Origin of the sequence: Desulfotruncus arcticus DSM 17038, from assembly GCF_900113335.1 — a bacterium.
GTDB lineage: Bacteria > Bacillota > Desulfotomaculia > Desulfotomaculales > Desulfallaceae > Desulfotruncus > Desulfotruncus arcticus.
Window position 1 is genome coordinate 64244 of sequence record NZ_FOOX01000003.1, and the last position, 20097, is coordinate 84340.

Here is a 20097-nt window from a genome sequence, read left to right on the forward strand (position 1 = left end):
GATTAGCCAGTGATAGAAGGGGTTCAGGTAAAAAAATTTGTTAAACACTGCGACGACCGCGGCTTTTTTATGGAAATACTTCGTGATGACGATGAACTCTTATCACGTTTCGGGCAGGCTTCAATGTCAAAGGCATACCCCGGTGTAATCAAGGCATTTCACTATCATGAACACCAGGACGACCTGTGGTTTTTTCCGGTTGGAAACGCCCAGGTAGTCCTTTACGACTTGCGGGATGATTCGCTAACTAAAGGCGAGACCAATGTGTTTTACTTGGGTGAGGACAACCCGATCCTGCTGGTTATTCCAAAGATGGTGGCACATGGTTACAGGGTGCTTGGCCAAGAGCCTGCGGTAATCATATATTTCACTACTCTGTCCTATAACAGGGAAAAGCCGGATGAAAAAAGGATTCCCTGGGATGACCCGGCAATCGGTTTTGATTGGGTAACAAAAAATAGATAGTGAAAATGTAGAAATAATTCTTTATTTAATAAAGATATCCGTAGTTAACATAAGGTCCATTATTTATATGGAGGTTGGTTATGAAAATAACTGTTTTGGGTCTCGGGTACGTTGGCTTACTAACGGCAGTAGGTTTGGCTAATTCTGGTTATGAGATTATTGGTTTGGATGTAGATATAAGAAAAATCCAAATGCTTCAAAATGAAAATATTTATATTTATGAGCCGGGGCTGGATGAATTTGTCAAAGAAAATGCTAAAAAAGGCAACCTCACATTCGATACTTTAGAAAATGTAAGTTGCATTGATTCGGAAATCGTTTTTGTTGCTGTTGGAACACCATCTCAAAGTAATGGTTCAGCAGATCTAAGCCAGTTGAATAACGCTTTAGAATATGTAGTGGATAGAGCCAGTAATCCTCTTACTATTGTAGTAAAATCTACCGTACCGCCGGGAACTGGAAAGAAAATTAAGGAAATCTACCTGGAAAAGGCAAGTTTTAGTCATTCATATGTATCAAATCCAGAGTTTCTCAGGGAAGGACAAGCTTTAAAAGATTGGTTTTATCCTGATCGAATTGTAATTGGTGGTGATGACAGGGAAGCAACTACCTTAATTAGTCATTTATATAAAGACATTAATGCTCCAATTGTTATTACTGATGTTACTACTGCGGAAATGATTAAATATGCTTCTAATGCGTTCTTAGCTACCAAAATTAGTTTTATAAACGAAATAGCGAATTTATGTGATTTGACGGGTGCTAATATTGATGGTGTTGTGCAAGGGGTATCTCATGATCCTAGAATCGGTGGTAGTTTTTTACGCGCCGGCATTGGTTACGGAGGGTCATGTTTTCCAAAGGATGTAAGAGCATTAGATTTTATTTCGACAATTAACGGACACAGCTTTGAGCTTTTAAAGGCTGTTATTAACGTTAATAATCGCCAGCGCTTTATTCCAATTCAAATTCTCAAGAGAGAGATGGGTTTGTTATCTGGGAAAAAAATAGCCGTTTTAGGTCTGGCTTTTAAGCCCAATACGGATGATATCAGAGAAGCTCCGAGTATTGAAATAATCAACTTGCTTATAGGAGAAGGAGCATCTGTTAAAGCGTATGATCCCATAGTTGATGGTACGGAGAAGAACTGCTATTGTCAGGAAGCAGTTTTTACAAAAAATATATGGGAAGCCATACATGAAGCACATGCCATAATTCTTACTACTGAATGGGATGAATTTGTTAATTTAGATTGGTTTGAGGTATTTAAGTATACTCAATCGCCTCATATCATTATTGACGGGCGTAATGTATTACAACCAAGGTTAATTAAAGAGATAGGGTTTAAATGCTTTGGCATTGGAAGGAACACGCATAGGGTATTTCAGCTTCAAGCATAGCTTTTATTAAAACTAAATGCTTATTGTCTCATTAAAGGAGATGAATAAGATTGTTACCAAAAATAATGCCTAATTTATTTATTGTTGGAGCGGCAAAAGCAGGTACAACTTCTTTATATAAATATTTAAGCCAACATCCGGGTGTTTATATGTCACGTATTAAGGAACCCAATTTCTTTTCACAGGCTCGATCGAGGAGGCAAGTTGTTTGGGATGAAAGCCGTTATTATGCACTTTTTAAAGGTGCGCGTGATTACTCAATAGTTGGGGAAGCCAGTCCATCTTATTTATGGGATAAAAATTCTCCTCATCGAATAAAGGAAGCCAACCCTAAAGCGAGGATAATAATTTTACTACGTGAGCCCATTGAACGTGCATTCTCTCATTATTTGATGGATGTTCGGGCAGGTATTCAGAGAAAAAGTTTTGCTGATGCTTTGGCTGAGGATTATGCACTTAGAAGCAAGGAATGGGGTGTTTCACATTTATATGTAGAGTTAGGTTTATATTATGAGCAAATAGCTCGTTACTTAGATGTTTTTAGTTCCAGTCAAATTCTAATATTATATTTTGAAGAGTTAAAGAATGATACGAAAAAAGTGTTAAAAAAAGTATTTACCTTTCTTGATGTTAGCCTATTGCCGTTAGAGGACATTGATTTTCAAACAAAACATAATACATTTTCTTTACCAAGGGGGAAAATTATAGGTGGATTATTAAGTATTTCTTCACTTGTTAACCCTGCAATGAAATTATTGCCACAATGGAGTAAAAATATAATAAATACGATAATCTATCGTGAAGCAAGTAAGCCTGAACTGGAAAAGTCAGCAAAAGAATTTCTTTATAATATTTATGTAAAGGAAATTACAAACTTAAGAGCAATTTTAAACAATCCACTTTTATGGTCCGATACATATGAGTAAAATTTAGCCTCACTGCGAAAGAAAAATGAAGATATTTTTATATCGAATAATCTGGCTTATCAGATTAGGCGTTTATTGCTTTTCGAGCCTTCCTTTTTTGCCCGGAGTATTTAGTCGTTTTCAGGTACTTTCATTGCTATTATATTTCTAGTCCTGCTAATTCACTAAACAAAAACTCATATAGTATTTGTATGGATATAGAGACCGTAGTTTTCCCTAAAATAGTTTCCATTAAGGAAGTTCTATGGAAATTAAATTTTAGCAATAATAATATTGATTTAATGATAAGGAATTATAAAGGGAGGTTTTCTATATATGTCAAAAATAATGATTCTTGGCTCATTGAACCACAAAAAAGAAGATCGATTCTTGGAACGGGATCAGGTACATCCCATGCAAATCTTAAACGGAAATCAGATCTTTAATGTAGATTGTTTTCAATGTTTTGGTGAGTTAGGAATTAGTTCAATTGCGTGGCGTGAAGATAGACCGGAGGATATATATATTTCTCCAGCACCTGGAAATAGCTTATGGAAGTATGATATTGCACGTAATATCCTTGACAAGTTAGATGTTGATAATCTTAAGGATATACATGAAATGCATTTTGAGGCTGATAAATTATGGATATCCAATACGGGTTATGATGAAATTATAGTTTTTTGTGTAGAAAAACAAGAAGTTGAAAAAAGAGTCAAAATATCAGAAGTTATAAAGGATAATAATAGTGGTATTTATATTGGCAACACTGATAGATTCCATTGCAATCAAATATTTTTTGATTATAATGGAAAACCTTGGTGTTTGGTACATCATGTTTATGGAAAACAACTTTTTTATTTAGTTAAAAGTGGAATTAAAAAGCAAGGTGATGGTGGGGTTATAGATATTCAAAAAGGTCAAGTAATTAATCTTAATTTAAAAGCACCTCATTCGGTAAGAAAGGTTAATGATCATTATTGGGTTTTTGATAGTTGCAATGCATTTATTAATGTATATGACTTAAGATGGAATTTAGTGAACAAGATGCAAACTAGTGGTTTTGGGCGAGGAGCTTGTTGTAATGATGTATACTTTTATGCCGGGATATCTGCTACGAGAAAACGTTATCTTAGTGTTATACCAAAATCTAACCAATCGCCAAATATGATACGAATATTTGATGTAAATAGTCGAAGACTGTTGGAACAAGTATTGATTAGTAACATTGAACAAATTAATAATCTTTACAAAATAGATGATTACATTTTTAATAGATTAACTAGAATTAGGAATATTTCTTATAAAACTCAATGAACTTTGAAAAAGTACTTCGCGTTAAATTGAAATGAACATATTGTCAGAAACACATCTTTTAAAAATTATCAGAGAACCACTATGCTAGGGCTTTTGACTACAAAGGGATTGAGATTGGCTGGCTCTGAAAGCTAATGACTACGTCAGTCGTCAGTTTTGTTGCATTTGCTCAGTGGGTAGGGCATAGAATTAGAGCACCAAAAAGTGGTTGGGATAAGCGGGGGGGAGGCGTTTTACGGCGATCCAGAGTACACACCCATTAACGTAGCGCACCCGACGTAGCCAGTAAATGTGTATGGCAGTACCAAGCTTATGTTGGAAGAAATCCTGGGCTAGTACCATAGGGCGTTCCGCTTTGCATCACATTACCCTGAGTTATTGAAAAGCAGCCATGACTGACCCGGAAGGGGACATCGGCGAGGATCAACCAACCGGAGACGCATCTGATCCCGCTGCTGATGCAGGCCTGCCAGGGGAAGCCCGAAATAGAAAAGATGAGGTAGGCTAGCTACTTGAAATCCAAGAAGCTAATCAGTTAAATCATTCTTAAAGGGTTGATCTGTGTTGACAAACCATGTTCGCGAGGCCTGTTTGACTGGTTCTCGCCTATTTTTGGATATATACCTAAAATCAAGGAATTCATCTCTATACAATAACGCTTTTTATTTAATGTTAAACACCCTATCGACTAGTCTGCTTGGGTTTGTTTTTTGGAACGTGATGACGCGTTTTTTTGTACCGACTCAGGTGGGTATCGGTTCTGCTCTGGTCTCAGCTTCAAGCCTTGTGGGTATATTGACAGGTTTGGGCCTCAGAATCGGCCTCATTCGTTTTGTTCCCGAAATCAGAGAAAGAGCAGTGCTTTTGATTAATGCCTCTTTTACTCTGGTTGGTTTGGTGTCTCTTATCGGGGCTATCACCTACCTTGCAGGAATAAAATACTGGTCACCGGCCCTGGAGTTTGTCAGAGAAAATATCGTGTTTTTATTGCTATTCATGTTTTTTACCGTGGTTAACGCTTTATCTGTGCTAATCGACGGCTCTTTAATAGCCGGAAGGGATGCAAAATATGTATTTTGGAAAAACACGATCACCAGCATTCTCAAGATGCCCTTGCCGATTCTAATATTTGCCCACCTGAAGGGTTTTGGTATATTTGCCGGGGTGGGGACAGGTATTGCTGTAGGTGTTTTTATAGCGTGGCTGTTTTTTTTGCCGAAAGTATATAAGGGATATTTCCCACGGCCTGCGATTGCAAAAGATATCATGCAAAAAGTCCTGCCGTATTCTTTTGCTAACTACACGGCAAACCTGCTGAACCTATCTCCTAAATATATCTATCCGCTCATGGTTTTAAATATCCTGGGTCCTGAGAACAGCGCTTATTTTTACATAGCCTGGATGATGAGCATGGTGCTGTCGATAATTCCCAGTGGCATTTCTCAGTCCCTGTTGGCTGAAGGTTCCCATAACCCGAAAAAAATGGGCCGGGACGGGCGTAAGGTTTTGCTCTTGTCCCTGGGCATGTCTATTCCGGCGGTTGTTTCCATGATGCTTTTCGGTGGTTGGTTACTTCATTTCTTCGGTCCCGGCTACGCTGAGAACGGTACGACCGTGATGCGGTATTTAGTACTTGCTATGATACCTCAGTGCATCAACACACTCTTTATAACGATAAACCAGGTCAAAAAACAAACGTATCTGATTATTGCTCAAACGAGTTTTTTGGCAATCGTTTCTCTGGGTGTCGCTTACTGGTTGTTGGGACGTGTAGGACTGCCGGGGATAGGCATAGCTTATTTAACCGCTCACATGTTTTTATCTTTAGTCATAATTAGACCGTTATGGATTGCGCTGAAAGAAAAGAGTTATGCTCCTTCAGCTAAAATATAATCATTTTTGTTCTTGAGTTTCTTCTTGTTTTCACTGTCTGTTTACAATAAATTTAAAAATATTGAAGAGGTGAGTGTGCTGTGATTCGTGAACCGGCAAATGTAGTATGGCATTTAACTACCGTAAATAAGGGGCTAAGGCGTAAGTTGAATACTCATAAAAGTACCATTTTATGGATTACCGGTTTATCAGCTTCGGGTAAATCTACCCTTGCTAATGCATTGGAGTGCCGGCTACACGAGATTGGGATACACACATATCTACTTGATGGTGACAATATAAGGCACGGCTTGAATAAGGATTTGGGTTTTAACCCGGAGGACCGCAGGGAAAATATACGACGCATAGCTGAAGTGGCCAAGCTTTTTGTGGATGCCGGTATTATGGTAATAACCGCATTTATTTCTCCCTACCGCGAGGACAGGCAAATGGCTCGCCAACTAGTAGAACGCGGAGAATTTATAGAAATATACGCAAAGTGCCCTTTGGATATATGCGAAAAAAGAGATCCCAAAGGTTTATATAAAAGAGCGCGGGCAGGTAAAATATCCGAATTTACAGGAATAACAGCGCCGTATGAAGAGCCTGAAAATCCCGAAATAACCGTAGATACAAATAAAAATACAATTGAAGAGTCAGTTAATCATATAATTATGTATCTATTAAAACAAAAAATTATCTAAATGTGACTTTAATTGAATTGAATTTAAGTTAAATAGGTTATGAGAGGCCGAAAATGCTGCTTTTAGCTCATGTTGGAATCACCTTGGGAATAGCAAAGGGCATAAAAAAGACAATGAAGTACCGGGGAAATGAACTAGCTGAAAATATCGATTACAGGCTTGTTATCCTGGGGGCGATGCTTCCCGATATTATTGACAAGCCCTTGGGCGGGGTTATTTTTAAGGAAACCATTGGAAACGGGCGTATATATAGCCACACGTTGCTTTTTTTGCTTTTTCTTTTAGCTGTGGCTGCCTACTTTTGGTCTAAATACAGGAAGATTGGTATGTTGGTGGTAGCCGGAGGCTGTATCGTACACCATATTTTAGATGGTATGTGGCTTTACCCCGGGACTTTCCTGTGGCCTGCCAACGGCTGGGCTTTTCCAAAGGGAAACCCGGAGAACTGGCTTCAGCTATGGCTAAATCTATTAACCGAGCCGCGTTATTTGTTACCGGAGGTGATTGGCGGCATCATCATGCTCTGTTTTGTAAAAAATATAGTTTCCTGGCGGCAGTTTGTTAAATTCATTGCAAACGGACGTTGAGAAAGAAAAAAGAGGTGTCTTAATTGACAGGATTTGCCGACTTGCACATTCACTCCACCGCCTCGGACGGGAAGCTGGCTCCCGGTCAGGTGGTGGCACTTGGGAAGGAAATGGGTTTTCGGTGCCTAGCCCTTGCCGATCATGATAGTGTGGGCGGCTTGGAAGAAGCCCTGGCCGCCGGCAACGAACAGGGTGTCGAGGTGCTGCCGTGTGTGGAGCTTTCCACGCTGTATAATGGCGGCGAAGTCCACATATTGGGTTACTTTATAGACTGGCGTTCCGCTAAACTTCTCAACAAGCTTAAACAAATTATGGATTGCAGAATCGAACGGGCCAGACAGATGGTGGATAAACTGGGAAAGTTGGGCTTGGATGTCACCTGGGAAGAAGTAATAAGCCGCGCCGGCTCTAGTTTTGTAGGCAGGCTTCATATAGCGCAGGTACTTATGGGTAAAAAATACATCAGTGAAATCAAGGAAGCCTTCACCGAAGCTTTTATAGGGAAAAACGGCAGGGCTTACGTGGAGAGGTATGAGATCAGCCCCGATGAAGCTATAGAAGTGATCAGAAACGCTGGTGGAGTTGCCGTACTGGCTCACCCCGGGTTTTTTAAAAAAAACGCCAAAATGGAAGATTCCGATATCAGGTACTTGGCCGGCAAGGGATTGCAGGGGGTAGAGGTTTGGCATACCAAGCATACGGAAGAAGATGTGCAGCGGTACAAGGCTATTGCTGAAAGTCTTAATCTGGTTATTACCGGCGGATCTGATTGCCACGGGGGCAATACGGGTGAGATATTGATGGGAAAAATTAAATTGCCATATGCTTATGTTGAGAAGTTGAAGGAGCTGCGATTTTAAGTAGATGGTTTACCTATAAAACCTTTTATATTGGTCTAATTAGATTTAAAACAAAAAAGTAAGGTGATGATAATGAAAACAATAATACTGGCCGGCGGTAGCGGAACCAGGTTGTGGCCCCTCAGTAGGGATAACTTTCCCAAACAATTTTTAAAACTAAAGAATATGGACAAGTCTATATTTCAAATGTCATTTGAAAGGTGCCTTAAGTTAACCGGTTTAGATGAAATTTATATTATAACCAACATTAATTATAAGTTCTGGGTTTTGGGGCAGATCGAGGAACTTGGCTATAAATTTAATGAAGGTCATATCCTGGTGGAACCGTCAGGTAAAAATACATTGCCGGCAATATATTATGCGATAGTTGAGATACATAAAAGCGGCGCTGATATAGTTGCGGTCTTTCCCTCCGATCACCTGATAGAGGACGATGATGAGCTAACCCGGGTTATAAAACAGGGTGAGCAACTGGCCGGTGATTATATCATCACCTTTGGCGTACACCCCGGAACACCACATACAGGGTATGGTTATATCAGACCCAAGGAACCTTTGACAATTGGCTATGCAGTTGAGGAATTTAAAGAAAAGCCGGATTTACAAACTGCCCAGGTTTACGTGGAAAAGGGTTACCTGTGGAACAGCGGCATGTTCATGTTTAAAACGGATGTTTTCATAGAAGAGGTCAGACAGCACTGCCCCGAGGTTTACAACGCTTTTCAGCTAAGCGATATCAATGAGGTTTACAACAAGACAATAAGTATTTCCATTGATTACGGCATCATGGAAAAGTCCGGCAGGGCGGCTGTTATTCCAGTGGATATCAAATGGAGTGACCTGGGGAGTTTTGATGCTTTTTATGAGGAGTTTCCAGGTGATGAAAACGGAAATATAGCTTTTCATGAAGTTACGCTAATCAACTCCGACAATAACCTCTTATATACCGATCAAGATAAAGCGGTGGCTGTCATTGGCGCTGAGGATTTGATCGTTGTAGACGAGAAAGACGCCCTGCTTATCTGTAAAAAGGGATATTCCGAAAAGGTAAAGGATGTGGTTAATAAATTAAAGTCAAACAACGATCCCAGGGCGGATTTTCATTTAACCACTTACAGGCCGTGGGGGTCCTATACTATTTTGGAGGAAGGCTTTTTTTACAAGATAAAACGGATCAGTGTTTTGCCCGGGAAGAAATTAAGCTTGCAGCTGCACCACCATCGCAGCGAGCACTGGGTAGTAGTCAAAGGTACGGCCAAGGTTACTGTAAATAGTTCGGTAAACTTTGTCTGCAGTGGTGAGAGCACCTTTGTTAAATCGGGGTACAAGCACCGGTTGGAGAACCCGGGGAAAGTCTTGCTGGAAGTAATCGAGGTGCAGCTTGGCGAATATTTGGAGGAAGATGATATTATCAGATTTCATGACGACTTTGGTCGGGCTGAAACTGATGATGCCAGGTCTGATCTAAGTTCTTCCTATGTAAAGAAGTTGCTGCTGCCGGAAATTAAGACTAAGCAATTAGAATTGACCAGTTCTTTTGACGCATCCTGTACTTAACGCATAGAGCTTGAATAATTGAGGGAGAATGGAGAAAACATGCCTTTTGCAGTGATTATGGCCGGCGGGAGGGGAGAGGGGTTTTGGCCCCGCAGCCGTCTGGCCGTACCCAAGCAATTTTTAAATCTTATCGGCGAAAAGACCATGCTGCAGCTCACTGTGGAGCGGGTGGAGGAAATGGTAGGAATATCCGGCACATACATAGTTGCCGGTTTGGATTTTAAAGATATCATCATGGAGCAGGTGCCGCATCTGCCGGAGGAAAACATTATCATCGAACCTTACGGGCGGGATACTGCGGCTGCCATTGGGCTGGCTACTTTGATTTTGGAGCGTAAAGACCCCCGGGAGGTTATGATTGTTTTGCCGGCGGACCATTACATCGGCGACGTGCCCTGCTTCCAAGAAGTGCTTAAGAACGCGGTGACTGCGGCTTGGCGGGAAGAGGGGATTATTACCATTGGTATTGCCCCCCATAGGCCGGAGACTGGCTACGGCTACATTTGTCAGGGTGAAATGCTGGATACCATTGCCGGAGTGCCCTTGTACAGAGTTTTTCAGTTTTTGGAGAAACCCAGCTATGCAAAGGCTGTCAGATTGCTCGCATGCGGTAATTATTTGTGGAACAGCGGCATGTTTATCTGGCGGGTGAATTTAATTCGTCAACTTATTGAAAAATATATTCCGCAACTTGCCCGGGGTCTGAATAAAATTGGGCAGGCCATGGGGACGGAACAATACCCGGCCGTACTGAAAGAAGTCTACGCGGAACTGCCCGGGATTTCGGTGGACTACGGTATTCTGGAAAAGGAGGATAACGTTCTGGTGATGCGGGGGGATTTCGGTTGGGATGACATCGGTTCCTGGACCGCCCTGGATCGTTACGCTGAAAAGGATGAGCGAGGAAATGTCATTGAGGGACGGGGAGTACTGCTGGACACAAGTGATACGTTCATTTATTCCCCTGGTAAGACGGTTGGTATCATAGGAGTAGAGAGTCTAATCGTGGTAAACGATCGCGACAGTATCCTGGTTTGCCGTAAGAACCGGGCCAAGGAAATAAAAAAAGTCGTGCAGGCTTTAAAGGAGAAGGGCTTGGATGAAGCGCTGTAATGCCAAACACTTCGTTGGGGATATACCTCACCCCTTCCAATCGGGGACATTCCTCAGCCCCAATGACTGGCCCTAAACAGAGGTGTGTCCCCTTTCCGATTTAGTTTAAAGGAGGCATTTCAATATGATAACTGTTAATGAACATATTTTTCGCCAGTATGACATCCGGGGCGTAGCTGAGAGGGACCTTACGGATGAGGTTGTAACACAATTGGGTAAAGCTTTTGGAACTGTAGCTATACAAAATGGTTCATCTAAAGTAGTGGTGGGGAGGGACAACCGCCTTAGCTCCGAGCGCCTGCGGGATGCCCTGGTAAAGGGACTTATGTATGTGGGCTGCGACGTGATGGATATAGGCCTGGTAGTCACGCCGGTGCTTTATTACGCCAGAGTCCAATTTGGTATTAACGCTGCGGTGATGATTACCGGCAGCCACAATCCACCGGATGAAAATGGATTCAAGATAGCCCTGCACGACGGAACCATCTACGGAGATGACATTCGAGAGCTCAAGGAATTGATGCTGGCCGGGGAATTTTCAGCCGCTTCAGGAAGCTTTGAAAAGATAGACGCCATCACCCCGTACTTAAATATGCTCATGGAAAAAATACAGCTAGGTCCACGAAAATTAAAGATTGCTGTGGACTGCGGCAACGGCACGGCCGCCTTGTTTGCTGAAAAAATATTGGAGAACTGGGGCTGCGAAGTGATACCGTTATATTGTGAATCCGACGGCTCCTTCCCTAACCACCAGCCGGACCCGGTAAAGACGGCCAACTTGGTGGAGTTAAGAAGAGCGGTGTTGGAAGAGGGGGCGGATCTTGGCGTAGCCTTTGACGGCGATGCAGACCGCATCGGAGTGGTGGACGAGGCAGGGAATATTATCTGGGGAGATATGCTGATGTGTCTTTACTGGTGGGAAATCATGCCGAAACATCCCGGAGCCGAGGCCATCATCGAAGTGAAGTGTTCCCAGTCTTTGGTAGACGAGGTGGAGCGTCTCGGTGGAAAACCTTTCTTCTATAAGACGGGTCACTCCTTAATTAAAGCCAAGATGAAAGAAGTCGGGGCGGTGTTCACCGGGGAGATGTCCGGGCACATATTTTTTGCAGACGAGTTTTACGGTTTCGACGATGCCTTTTACGCTGCCGGCCGTCTTTTGAGGATTCTCTCCAATTCCGATGTGCCGCTCTCCAAAATGCTTGCAGGCATACCCAAGTATTACTCTACGGCTGAAACCAGGGTTCCCTGCCCGGACCGGGATAAATTCAAGGTGGTTAGCAGGCTGGCTGAGCGTTTTAAGCGGGAATATCCCGTGGTTGATGTGGACGGGGCAAGGGTGCTTTTTGGCGACGGGTGGGGCCTGGTGCGGGCTTCCAACACCCAGCCCGCGCTGGTGGCCCGCTGCGAGGCAAAAGCTGAAGAAGACCTGCAGCGCATTTGCTCCATAGTGAAGGAGGCTTTGAAGGAGTTCCCGGAAGTGAAGGATTTTGAGTGGGAGCATTAGCTCCATTGGAAATTACATGGCAAGAGGATATAAATATGAGCATGCTATGTAGATAATTGTTATTAAAAATGGGGATGAGGGTTTGTCTTTACTGTTCTTTTCAATTCAAAACGCCTTTCGCAAAAAAGCGGTGGTGGCCCTGGCCATTCTTGGAGTAGCCTTTGGTATCGCGCTAATGACTTTCCTTTTATCTCTGGTTGGAGGAATGGAAAACCGGGCTGAGAGTACCCTTGGTGATCTTTCAAATAAAATCATGATTTCCGGCAAAGATGCGATCTTCGGTGGTTTATTCCTGGGTATGGGCACAACCCCGATACCATCTTCTTATATGGAAACTATAAAAGGCATACCGCACGTGACAAAGGTCTATGCACAGGTTTCAGCGATTATGCGTCCTTTTAACATGGAATACGACATGCCTTTATATGGATACGGCGCTCAAGATATTTCAACTGTTACCGGCATACCCCACAACAAAATTATAGAAGGAACTGCTCCTGGTGCTGATAATGAAATTATCATCGGGACCAGTCTCCAAAAGTATATGAAGTTTATTAATTCTCCTTATACAATAGGAAATGTTTATCAGTTCATCGTTCCGGAGCGAGGACAGGCGAAGGTGCTGGAGTTGAAGGTTGTAGGCGTTTATCAGACCGGCAACGAAGTCTTGGACAGTGCTTTTAGCGGGTCCGAACAACTGGCCATGGATATTGGCAATATACCGGATGGAAAAGTATCATCCATTAATGTGACAGTGGATGAAATTGATAATTTGGAATCTGCAGCGCAGTCCATCCGGAATGATCTGTCCGGCCAAAAGCCGGAAGTTCAGGTAGTGTTGCCCAATGAAGTGCTGAATCCGGTTAAAGACGTACTGGACCTCTTTGGCAGGTTTCTCATCGCGGTTTCCGTGGTGGCTATGGTGGTCGGGGCGCTTACCATCATGGTGGTGATGCTTTTATCCGTTATCAACCGGGTGCGCGAGTTCGGTATCATGAAGGCGCTGGGCTGGACCCCGGCCAATATCATTTTTCTGGTGCTGGTAGAGTCTCTTGTCTTGAGCATGCTTGGAGCTGCCCTGGGAGTGTCCCTGGGCTACGCCGGCCTGGTTTTGGCCAGAGATCTGATAGCTTTGGATTTTGCCAACCTTTCCTGGCAGACAGCGTTTTATATATGCCTGGCCAGTATCTTCACCGGTGTAGCGGGAGGTATTTATCCGGCCTGGCGCGCCAAGAGCGCGGCGCCGGCGCAGATACTTCGGGGAATGTAGCTTGCGGAGGTGCGTTTTTTGGAGCCTGATGTGTTGATTTCAGTAAAAAACCTGACCAGAGTTTACGGGAAGCATAAGCTTGCGGTTAAAGTGTTGGACGTGGAAAGCCTGGAAATCCGGCGGGGCGAATTGATCGCGCTGACTGGCCCTTCCGGCTGCGGTAAAACCACCCTGCTGAATCTCCTGGGGGCTCTGGACAGGCCCAGCGGCGGAGATATTATTTTTGAAGGGAAAAAGATTTCCGGGCAAGGCGAGACGTTCCTTTGTAGATTTCGCCGGCAGAAAATCGGCTTTATTTTTCAGTCCTATCATTTGATTCCCACTATAAGCGCTTTGAAGAATGTAATGGTGCCCGCTTTTCCTCTGGGGAGCGGATACAAGAGGCGCGCAATGGAACTGCTCGGGCAGGTCGGCCTGGCGGGAAAGGAAGGACGCAGGCCGGATGACCTTTCCGGTGGCGAGCAGCAGCGGGTGGCCATTGCCCGGGCGCTTCTGCTGGATCCGGATTTGATACTGGCTGACGAGCCCACGGGCAATTTGGACTCGGCTACCGGGGCGGGAATTATGGATTTGCTGAAGAAGTTGAACCAGCGGGGGAAAACAGTGCTGGTGGCCACCCACGACCAGCGGGTGGCGGAAAGTTGCGATAGGAATATAAGGATGATGGATGGGCAGATAATTTGGGGGGCCGTGCCTAAAACTTTTCCTATGCAATTCAGGCGCTGGTCATCAGGCAGCGGTCGCAGGAAGTTATAAATCGTAACCTTGTTTTCTGATGGACTAATTTTATCCCGACATCTGATACCTGCTAAACGGCCATTTTAAAGACGCTTAAGATTGGCAAAATAGAAGCTCTCGACTGACTAACCGATTATTGACGATTAAATTTAGCCATACTTATTTGGGAACGACATTAAGGATAGTACAGAAAGTGATTGGGAGGTAATTTCATGAAAGTCCGTAAAGCCGTTATACCGGCGGCAGGTCTGGGGACAAGATTTTTGCCGGTAACAAAAGCTTTACCAAAAGAAATGCTGCCTATAGTGGACAAACCTACAATTCAATATATAATTGAAGAGGCTGTAAACTCTGGTATAGAGGACATTTTAATAATTACCGGCAGGGGGAAGTGGCCAATAGTAGATTATTTTGACCGTTCCCCTGAGCTTGAAGCTGCACTGGGTGGGAAGGGAAAATCCTCACAACTGGAAACCATTGTTGAATTAACTAAATTGGCCAACATCCACTACATTAGACAAAACGAACCCCTTGGCCTTGGGCATGCCGTTTATTGTGCCAAGTCTTTTGTTGGAGAAGAACCATTTGCTGTTTTGCTAGGTGATGATATAGTTAAAGCCCATGTACCGGCATTGAGACAGTTAATAAAAGTCGCGGAGAAATACAATTCCAGTGTAATAGGTGTAAGAGAAGTTTCGATCAACGATGTCGGTAAGTATGGCATCATCAAGCCGGCAAAGGGCATAGGGTCTATCTACAGGGTAGAAGACTTAATAGAAAAACCAACACTTGAAGACGCTCCTTCCAAATTAGCTATTATGGGACGATATGTTCTAAATGCATCCATTTTTAAGTGTTTGGAAGACCTTCCAACCGGCGCCGGCGGGGAGATTCAGTTAACTGATGCATTGAGGCTTCAATCCGGTCTTGAACCTGTTTATGCATGTATGTTTGAAGGCATACGTTATGATGCCGGGGATAAACTTGGATATTTAAAAGCTACTGTTGAATATGCCCTTGATTCTACTGAGCTAGGGGAACAATTTTCAAGGTATCTCGAATATTTATACCAGGAGCGCAGGAATAATACCGTTAATGCAAAATAAATAAGTTGCGTGAAAAAACCGCAATACCTCATGTATTAGAGGATTGCGGGTTTTATTTTTTTTAAACCAAGATATGGAAAGTGCTATTATCTTTCTAGACAGATATGATTTGCAGAAAATAAGGCTTAATACGAGCCTCTTCTTCTTAATAATTCCCGTATTAGCAATATTAATACTAAAGATCTTAATAACCCTCTGCCATCTTGTCTTTCCAATTGATAACCGGTAACTACAACAACTTTTTGATAAATTTGAGTAGTCATTTGTTCTATAGTCATTCTTGTAGGATAAGGGTAGCAACCTGGGTTACTGGGGTTATCATACATTTCGCAATACTGTTTAACGACCGGGTATACCTGGTAGTAGATATCCGGATACATAACATCAAGTGGTTCGGTAGCACACGGCGGGTAATACGAAGGCATGCAACCTTGCTTTTTCACATCATCAGCCATATTGATCCTCCTCCCATTTATTAACATGATATGGTAAATTTTTAAATTTGTGCATTAAATGCCCCAGTTTGGCCCTATTTTATAAAAAAAGGCCCCGATTGGGGCTAAATAATTTGGGAGAAGTGTGATGTTGATTTATTTATATTATGTTAAGTTTTTTCTGAAAGAGATAAAAATTGCATTTTTTGCATAAGGTATATAATGGAAAATAAAAGCCATGATCTTTAGAATTAGCGGCCGCCAGGTTGATGGATGGCGGTTCGGGGTTCAAATTCGCCAGGACAAAAATGAAGCGGCGGAGTAAAACGACTGCGTTCTTTAGCTTTTCGCAAGCTTAGAATTTTAGAAGACCATCCGGCAGAGTTTTAGCAGCTTAAATGATAAAGTAAAAGGTCCCATTTTCTTTTTGGGCGAAGAAATCCGCATAGGTAAGACTGAAAACCCGCTCCTGATAATTTGTTAGATCTATTCCTTCTTTGATCAGGGCGGCCAGCAAACCGGCGCCGGTAATGTCCCCCTGTAAAACGGCCCCCTTGATGCGCCCATCCTGAAGGATAACTTTTTTATAAGCGTTGGCATCTTCGTCAATAAGCACCCGGTAACTTTCATCCGGTGGATTAATGAAGCCGAAGGATACCGTCGGAAGGCCGAAAAAGGTCATGGCATTCCGGAAGGCGAAGTTATCCTCCAGGCGCTTGGATACGCCGGCCATGTTAGAACCGGCCACCTGCCCCTGTTTGACTGCCGCCGGCCAAATTGGCGTAAGCATTACCTTGCCGGTAAATGTTTCCCGTGATTCACAAACATCCCCTGCGGCGAAAACACCCGCCAACGAGGTTTCCTGGAATTCATTGACCCTGACCCCCCGCCCGGTTTCAATGGGGGTGCCTGCCAGGAATTCTATGTTTGGCCTTACCCCGGCCGCCACAATAACCATGCAACAGGGTATGGTTTTACCGCTTTTAAGTTTAAGCCCCTGAACATTGTCCTGCGCGTCCAAAATCACTGATTCAACCATCTCGTTGAAAAAGAATTCCATATTATGCTGCCGGCATAGCTGCTCATAATTTTCCGCCGCCCGCTGGTCCAGCTGTAATGGTAAAAGCTGCCCGGCCACTTCGATAACCGACACCTTGACCCCGCACCGGACCAGGGCGTAGGCGGCATCCATACCCACCAGCCCGGCGCCGATCACTGCCGCGGTTCCTGTCTCTCCGGCCATCCCGGCAATGGCCCGGGCGTCCGCCAGGTCGCGCAGGCTCCGGACCTGCTTGCCCCGTGACAGGCCGGTTACGGGCGGCAGCACGGAGGAAGCGCCGGTGGCAATCAACAAACGGTCATACCGCTCTTCTTCGCCATTGGACAATCTGACTTTTTTACCTGTCGTATCCAGGCTGATTATTTCCCGGCCGGCCAGCCAGCGAACGTTATAGCGCTTAAAGAAATCTGCTTCCACAAAACTGGTTTTTTCAGGGGAACGCTCCCCGCTGATCACATGGTGCAGCATACAGCGGGAATGTATTTGCTCATCCCTGGAGATCACGGTAATCTCACCGGCACTATCCAACTCGCGGATGGTTTTGGCCGCATTGATTCCGGTGGCACTGGCTCCCAAAATAAGATATCTCACTGGTGCGCTCCCTCCTCCGGTACGGTCTCGTCCATAACTGGTCCTGACAAATGTATTTTTTTTACTGTGCCCTGCGCGTCCACCTCAATTAGTGTAATAGCGCCGGTGGGACAGGCTGCCACACAGCGGGGGAAGGGGCTGTCGGGACAGCAGTCACACTTGACCGCCACCTTGCCTTCCCGGCTGTCCGGGCGAATAATCCCAAAGGGACAGGACATCACGCACATCCAGCACCCGGCGCATTTTTCCGGATCATGGTCAACGGTTCCCGTAACGGGGTTTTTCGTTAACGCTCCGGACATGCAGGCGGTGACACAGACCGGTTCATCGCAGTGACGGCAGAGGATGGGTACCGGTTGCCCATGCGGGTCGGCTTCGATAAAATTCCTGGCCTGGTTGGCCTGGTCCTCCAGGTCCAGGCATAGAACGGATTTGGCCGCAGTATGCTCGGCCATGCAGGCCAGCTGGCAGTTCCTGCAGCCCTGACAAAGTTCTTTGTCGATGAGGATACGTTTCACTGTTATTCCCCCTTTATAATCCCAGGGCTTTTCTTTTCTGTTCAATAATCTCCGCCAGTTTTTCCGCCGCCGGTACGATTTCACCTTCCAGGATGACCTTGCCACCGGTTAGCTGTTCCATATCCTCCGTTAATACTTTGCTCACCAGCTTGCTGCCGCTAACAAAGGGCGGGATGGCCAGGTGCAGCGGCAAACCCAGGGCCAGGCCGAATGCGCCGTCAGCCAGAGCTTGTTCTTCCAACCACTGTGGAGCGGATAAAACCAGAGGCAACTGCGGGATGTCAATATCAAGGGCGTTGGCTAATTCGGCGGCCACTATTTCCAGCCGCCCGATGGCCAGACAGGGGCCAAAGTTCAACACCGGCGGTATACCCAGCGTCCGGCAAATCTCTTTAAGGTTGTCGCCGGCCAGTTCCGCCGCACCGGGGGAGGTCAAACCGGCGTTTTCCAGACCGCCGCTGGTACAGCCGGCGGATAATACGATGATATCCCGCTTGATCAGTTCTTCGGTTAACCCCACGGTAAAAACATCATGTCCCTTGGCTGTGAGGTTGGAGCAGCCCACCACGCCGGCGACTCCCTTAATTTTACCGTTGGCAATCAGGTCTATCAGTGGTTTAAAATTGCCGCCCAGGAATTTTTTCAATGATTTTTCACTAATACCGGTGACCGCGTCGTCGTGGCCGTGAACGGGTATATCCACTTGCACCTTGTCCCGGCGCCGGGTATAGCTTGCCAGGGCCGCGTGCATAATTTTTTCCGCTATGGCCGCTCCCTCACTGCTATCGAACCGTACATAGTCAGCGTTGGCTTTTTTAGCCACGTCATCCAGGCAGATCTGCCTCACCAGAAACTGCTCGCAAATGGGCTCAATACCTGGCAGCGTGCAGTTGAACTCGGATACTACCAGGTCGATGCCTCCGGTGGCCAGCAGAGCTTCGCTGGTAAAGTTGTTGCCGGCATGACCGGCAAAGGCCTCCCGGCAGTGCGCCCCGCGCAGTTGCATGTCCTGCCCCACGCAGGTGCAGCCCACTATCTTGAAGCCTTTAGCCCCACCCCGGCCGGCCAGAGCTACTGCCCCGGGGGTAACTATCTGCTCCTGTAGCGACCCGATGAGAGCGTGCTGGTGACCGGTAACCATAATGTTGATGTAATCCGGCTCCACCACGGAAAAACCCACTTTGGCGGTGGCAATTTGGGGTTCACCCAACATAATGTCATTTAAATAATTGGTTAAAGTTAACCCGTATAACCCCGTGGCAATGCCCAGTTTTAAAGCGTGCAGCAGCATATCCACCGGGTCGCTGGACAGGTTGGTGCTGGATTTGACAACGGCGTCGAACACTTCGGATTTAGCGCCGCCTGGCAGTATCCCCAGTTCCTGCCAGCGCCGGAATCTTGGCTGGTAAGCCAGTTTTTCGACCATGGCCATCTGCTGTTCCCGGGGCAGATACAGGTCTTCCAGCACCCGGTCCGCCACTTTGACGGCTTGCTGTGCCGGATCGGTTTCCTTGATTTCCAGCACCCCGGCCAACTCACGCAGTGTTTCCGGTCCCTTAATGGTCAACCCGGTTTTCCCCTGGCCGACAGCACGCAGGTTATTGGCGGTGTTTTCCACTATGTGCAGGTAGCAGGCCGCTCCGGCAGCCACGGCTCGTAAAAAGTTCCGGGCCACGATGGTATCGGCGGTGGCTCCGCAGACACCCTTGGGGGTTTGGGGGGTGATTCGGCAGGGTCCGTTGGAGCACAGCCGGCAGCAAACCCCCTGCATGCCAAAGCCGCACTTGATGGCTTGCCCTGGCACGCGGTTGAAGGATGTCTCCACTTCGGGTTTGGAACGCATAAAATCGATTAATTTGCTGTCCGCGGAAGTACACATGTTCATTTATTTTCCCTCCTGTTAATAATTCTTATAATGGACTCAAATGGTATACTTTAAGACATGACTATGACACAGATTTACTTTTTCAACTAAATATTTGGAGATATACGGCATTTTAAAAACTACACTAAAGAAGTATAGTATTGCGGAAAAAAATTTTTCTGATTACAACAACGCAGCTTAGGATTTACTTAACGTCTCAAAATTATTT

At 45.0% G+C, this 20097-nt stretch carries 18 protein-coding genes; 14 read left to right on the forward strand and 4 right to left on the reverse strand.

The window, feature by feature from the left end:
* The first annotated feature begins 9 nt into the window (after nucleotides 1-9).
* The 14 genes from BM056_RS05070 (at nucleotide 10) to galU (ending at nucleotide 15401) form a co-directional block, all read left to right on the forward strand.
* Entirely contained in the window at nucleotides 10-465 is a 456-nt protein-coding gene (locus BM056_RS05070) for a dTDP-4-dehydrorhamnose 3,5-epimerase family protein (RefSeq protein ID WP_092469376.1), read from the forward strand.
* A gap of 80 nt (nucleotides 466-545) precedes the next feature.
* Nucleotides 546-1865, forward strand: coding sequence for a UDP-glucose dehydrogenase family protein (locus BM056_RS05075; RefSeq protein WP_092469378.1), 1320 nt, complete (start codon nucleotides 546-548; stop codon nucleotides 1863-1865).
* Between the two features lie 50 nt (nucleotides 1866-1915).
* Nucleotides 1916-2791, forward strand: a complete 876-nt coding sequence (locus BM056_RS05080) for a sulfotransferase family protein (RefSeq protein WP_092469380.1) — start codon at nucleotides 1916-1918, stop codon at nucleotides 2789-2791.
* Nucleotides 2792-3106: 315 nt separating this feature from the next.
* A complete protein-coding gene (locus BM056_RS05085; RefSeq protein ID WP_092469382.1) occupies nucleotides 3107-4087 on the forward strand; it encodes a DUF4915 domain-containing protein in 981 nt (326 codons plus the stop codon).
* Nucleotides 4088-4648: 561 nt separating this feature from the next.
* On the forward strand, nucleotides 4649-5980 hold the full coding sequence (locus tag BM056_RS05090; RefSeq protein ID WP_274377521.1) for a lipopolysaccharide biosynthesis protein: 1332 nt from the start codon (nucleotides 4649-4651) through the stop codon (nucleotides 5978-5980).
* Between the two features lie 80 nt (nucleotides 5981-6060).
* Complete coding sequence (gene cysC, locus BM056_RS05095) at nucleotides 6061-6663, forward strand: adenylyl-sulfate kinase (protein WP_092469386.1); 603 nt, start codon at nucleotides 6061-6063, stop codon at nucleotides 6661-6663.
* Between the two features lie 53 nt (nucleotides 6664-6716).
* A complete protein-coding gene (locus BM056_RS05100; protein ID WP_092469388.1) occupies nucleotides 6717-7250 on the forward strand; it encodes a metal-dependent hydrolase in 534 nt (177 codons plus the stop codon).
* A 23-nt stretch (nucleotides 7251-7273) separates the two neighbouring features.
* Nucleotides 7274-8110, forward strand: coding sequence for a PHP domain-containing protein (locus tag BM056_RS05105; protein WP_092469389.1), 837 nt, complete (start codon nucleotides 7274-7276; stop codon nucleotides 8108-8110).
* 72 nt (nucleotides 8111-8182) lie between these two features.
* A complete protein-coding gene (locus BM056_RS05110; protein ID WP_092469391.1) occupies nucleotides 8183-9667 on the forward strand; it encodes a mannose-1-phosphate guanylyltransferase/mannose-6-phosphate isomerase in 1485 nt (494 codons plus the stop codon).
* Between the two features lie 39 nt (nucleotides 9668-9706).
* Complete coding sequence (locus BM056_RS05115) at nucleotides 9707-10780, forward strand: mannose-1-phosphate guanylyltransferase (protein WP_092469393.1); 1074 nt, start codon at nucleotides 9707-9709, stop codon at nucleotides 10778-10780.
* A gap of 124 nt (nucleotides 10781-10904) precedes the next feature.
* A complete protein-coding gene (locus tag BM056_RS05120) occupies nucleotides 10905-12287 on the forward strand; it encodes a phosphomannomutase/phosphoglucomutase (protein WP_207648141.1) in 1383 nt (460 codons plus the stop codon).
* Between the two features lie 82 nt (nucleotides 12288-12369).
* On the forward strand, nucleotides 12370-13557 hold the full coding sequence (locus BM056_RS05125; protein WP_092469395.1) for an ABC transporter permease: 1188 nt from the start codon (nucleotides 12370-12372) through the stop codon (nucleotides 13555-13557).
* 18 nt (nucleotides 13558-13575) lie between these two features.
* Nucleotides 13576-14313, forward strand: a complete 738-nt coding sequence (locus tag BM056_RS05130; protein WP_238456318.1) for an ABC transporter ATP-binding protein — start codon at nucleotides 13576-13578, stop codon at nucleotides 14311-14313.
* Nucleotides 14314-14507: 194 nt separating this feature from the next.
* Nucleotides 14508-15401, forward strand: coding sequence for a UTP--glucose-1-phosphate uridylyltransferase GalU (galU, locus tag BM056_RS05135; protein ID WP_092469397.1), 894 nt, complete (start codon nucleotides 14508-14510; stop codon nucleotides 15399-15401).
* 125 nt (nucleotides 15402-15526) lie between these two features.
* Here the strand turns inward: galU and BM056_RS05140 are convergent, their stop codons facing one another.
* From BM056_RS05140 to cooS, 4 genes are all read right to left on the reverse strand, one after another.
* Nucleotides 15527-15856, reverse strand: a complete 330-nt coding sequence (locus tag BM056_RS05140) for a hypothetical protein (protein ID WP_092469399.1) — start codon at nucleotides 15854-15856, stop codon at nucleotides 15527-15529.
* 373 nt (nucleotides 15857-16229) lie between these two features.
* Nucleotides 16230-17486 (reverse strand): NAD(P)/FAD-dependent oxidoreductase, encoded by a 1257-nt coding sequence (locus BM056_RS05145; protein WP_092469401.1) that lies wholly within the window; start codon nucleotides 17484-17486, stop codon nucleotides 16230-16232.
* Entirely contained in the window at nucleotides 17483-18004 is a 522-nt protein-coding gene (locus BM056_RS05150) for a 4Fe-4S dicluster domain-containing protein (protein WP_092469403.1), read from the reverse strand. Before BM056_RS05150 ends, BM056_RS05145 begins: the two co-directional genes overlap by 4 nt.
* 13 nt (nucleotides 18005-18017) lie before the next feature.
* Entirely contained in the window at nucleotides 18018-19889 is a 1872-nt protein-coding gene (gene cooS, locus BM056_RS05155; RefSeq protein ID WP_092469405.1) for an anaerobic carbon-monoxide dehydrogenase catalytic subunit, read from the reverse strand.
* Between the last annotated feature and the right edge of the window lie 208 nt (nucleotides 19890-20097).

What these genes read in the sequence shown, in the direction of transcription:
- BM056_RS05075 (WP_092469378.1), top strand. Translation starts at nt 546, where the DNA reads ATGAAAATAACTGTTTTGGGTCTCGGGTACGTTGGCTTACTAACGGCA.
- BM056_RS05085 (WP_092469382.1), top strand. Translation starts at nt 3,107, where the DNA reads ATGTCAAAAATAATGATTCTTGGCTCATTGAACCACAAAAAAGAAGAT.
- BM056_RS05100 (WP_092469388.1), top strand. Translation starts at nt 6,717, where the DNA reads ATGCTGCTTTTAGCTCATGTTGGAATCACCTTGGGAATAGCAAAGGGC.
- BM056_RS05110 (WP_092469391.1), top strand. Translation starts at nt 8,183, where the DNA reads ATGAAAACAATAATACTGGCCGGCGGTAGCGGAACCAGGTTGTGGCCC.
- BM056_RS05115 (WP_092469393.1), top strand. Translation starts at nt 9,707, where the DNA reads ATGCCTTTTGCAGTGATTATGGCCGGCGGGAGGGGAGAGGGGTTTTGG.
- BM056_RS05120 (WP_207648141.1), top strand. Translation starts at nt 10,905, where the DNA reads ATGATAACTGTTAATGAACATATTTTTCGCCAGTATGACATCCGGGGC.
- galU (WP_092469397.1), top strand. Translation starts at nt 14,508, where the DNA reads ATGAAAGTCCGTAAAGCCGTTATACCGGCGGCAGGTCTGGGGACAAGA.
- BM056_RS05140 (WP_092469399.1), bottom strand. Translation starts at nt 15,856, where the DNA reads ATGGCTGATGATGTGAAAAAGCAAGGTTGCATGCCTTCGTATTACCCG.
- cooS (WP_092469405.1), bottom strand. Translation starts at nt 19,889, where the DNA reads ATGAACATGTGTACTTCCGCGGACAGCAAATTAATCGATTTTATGCGT.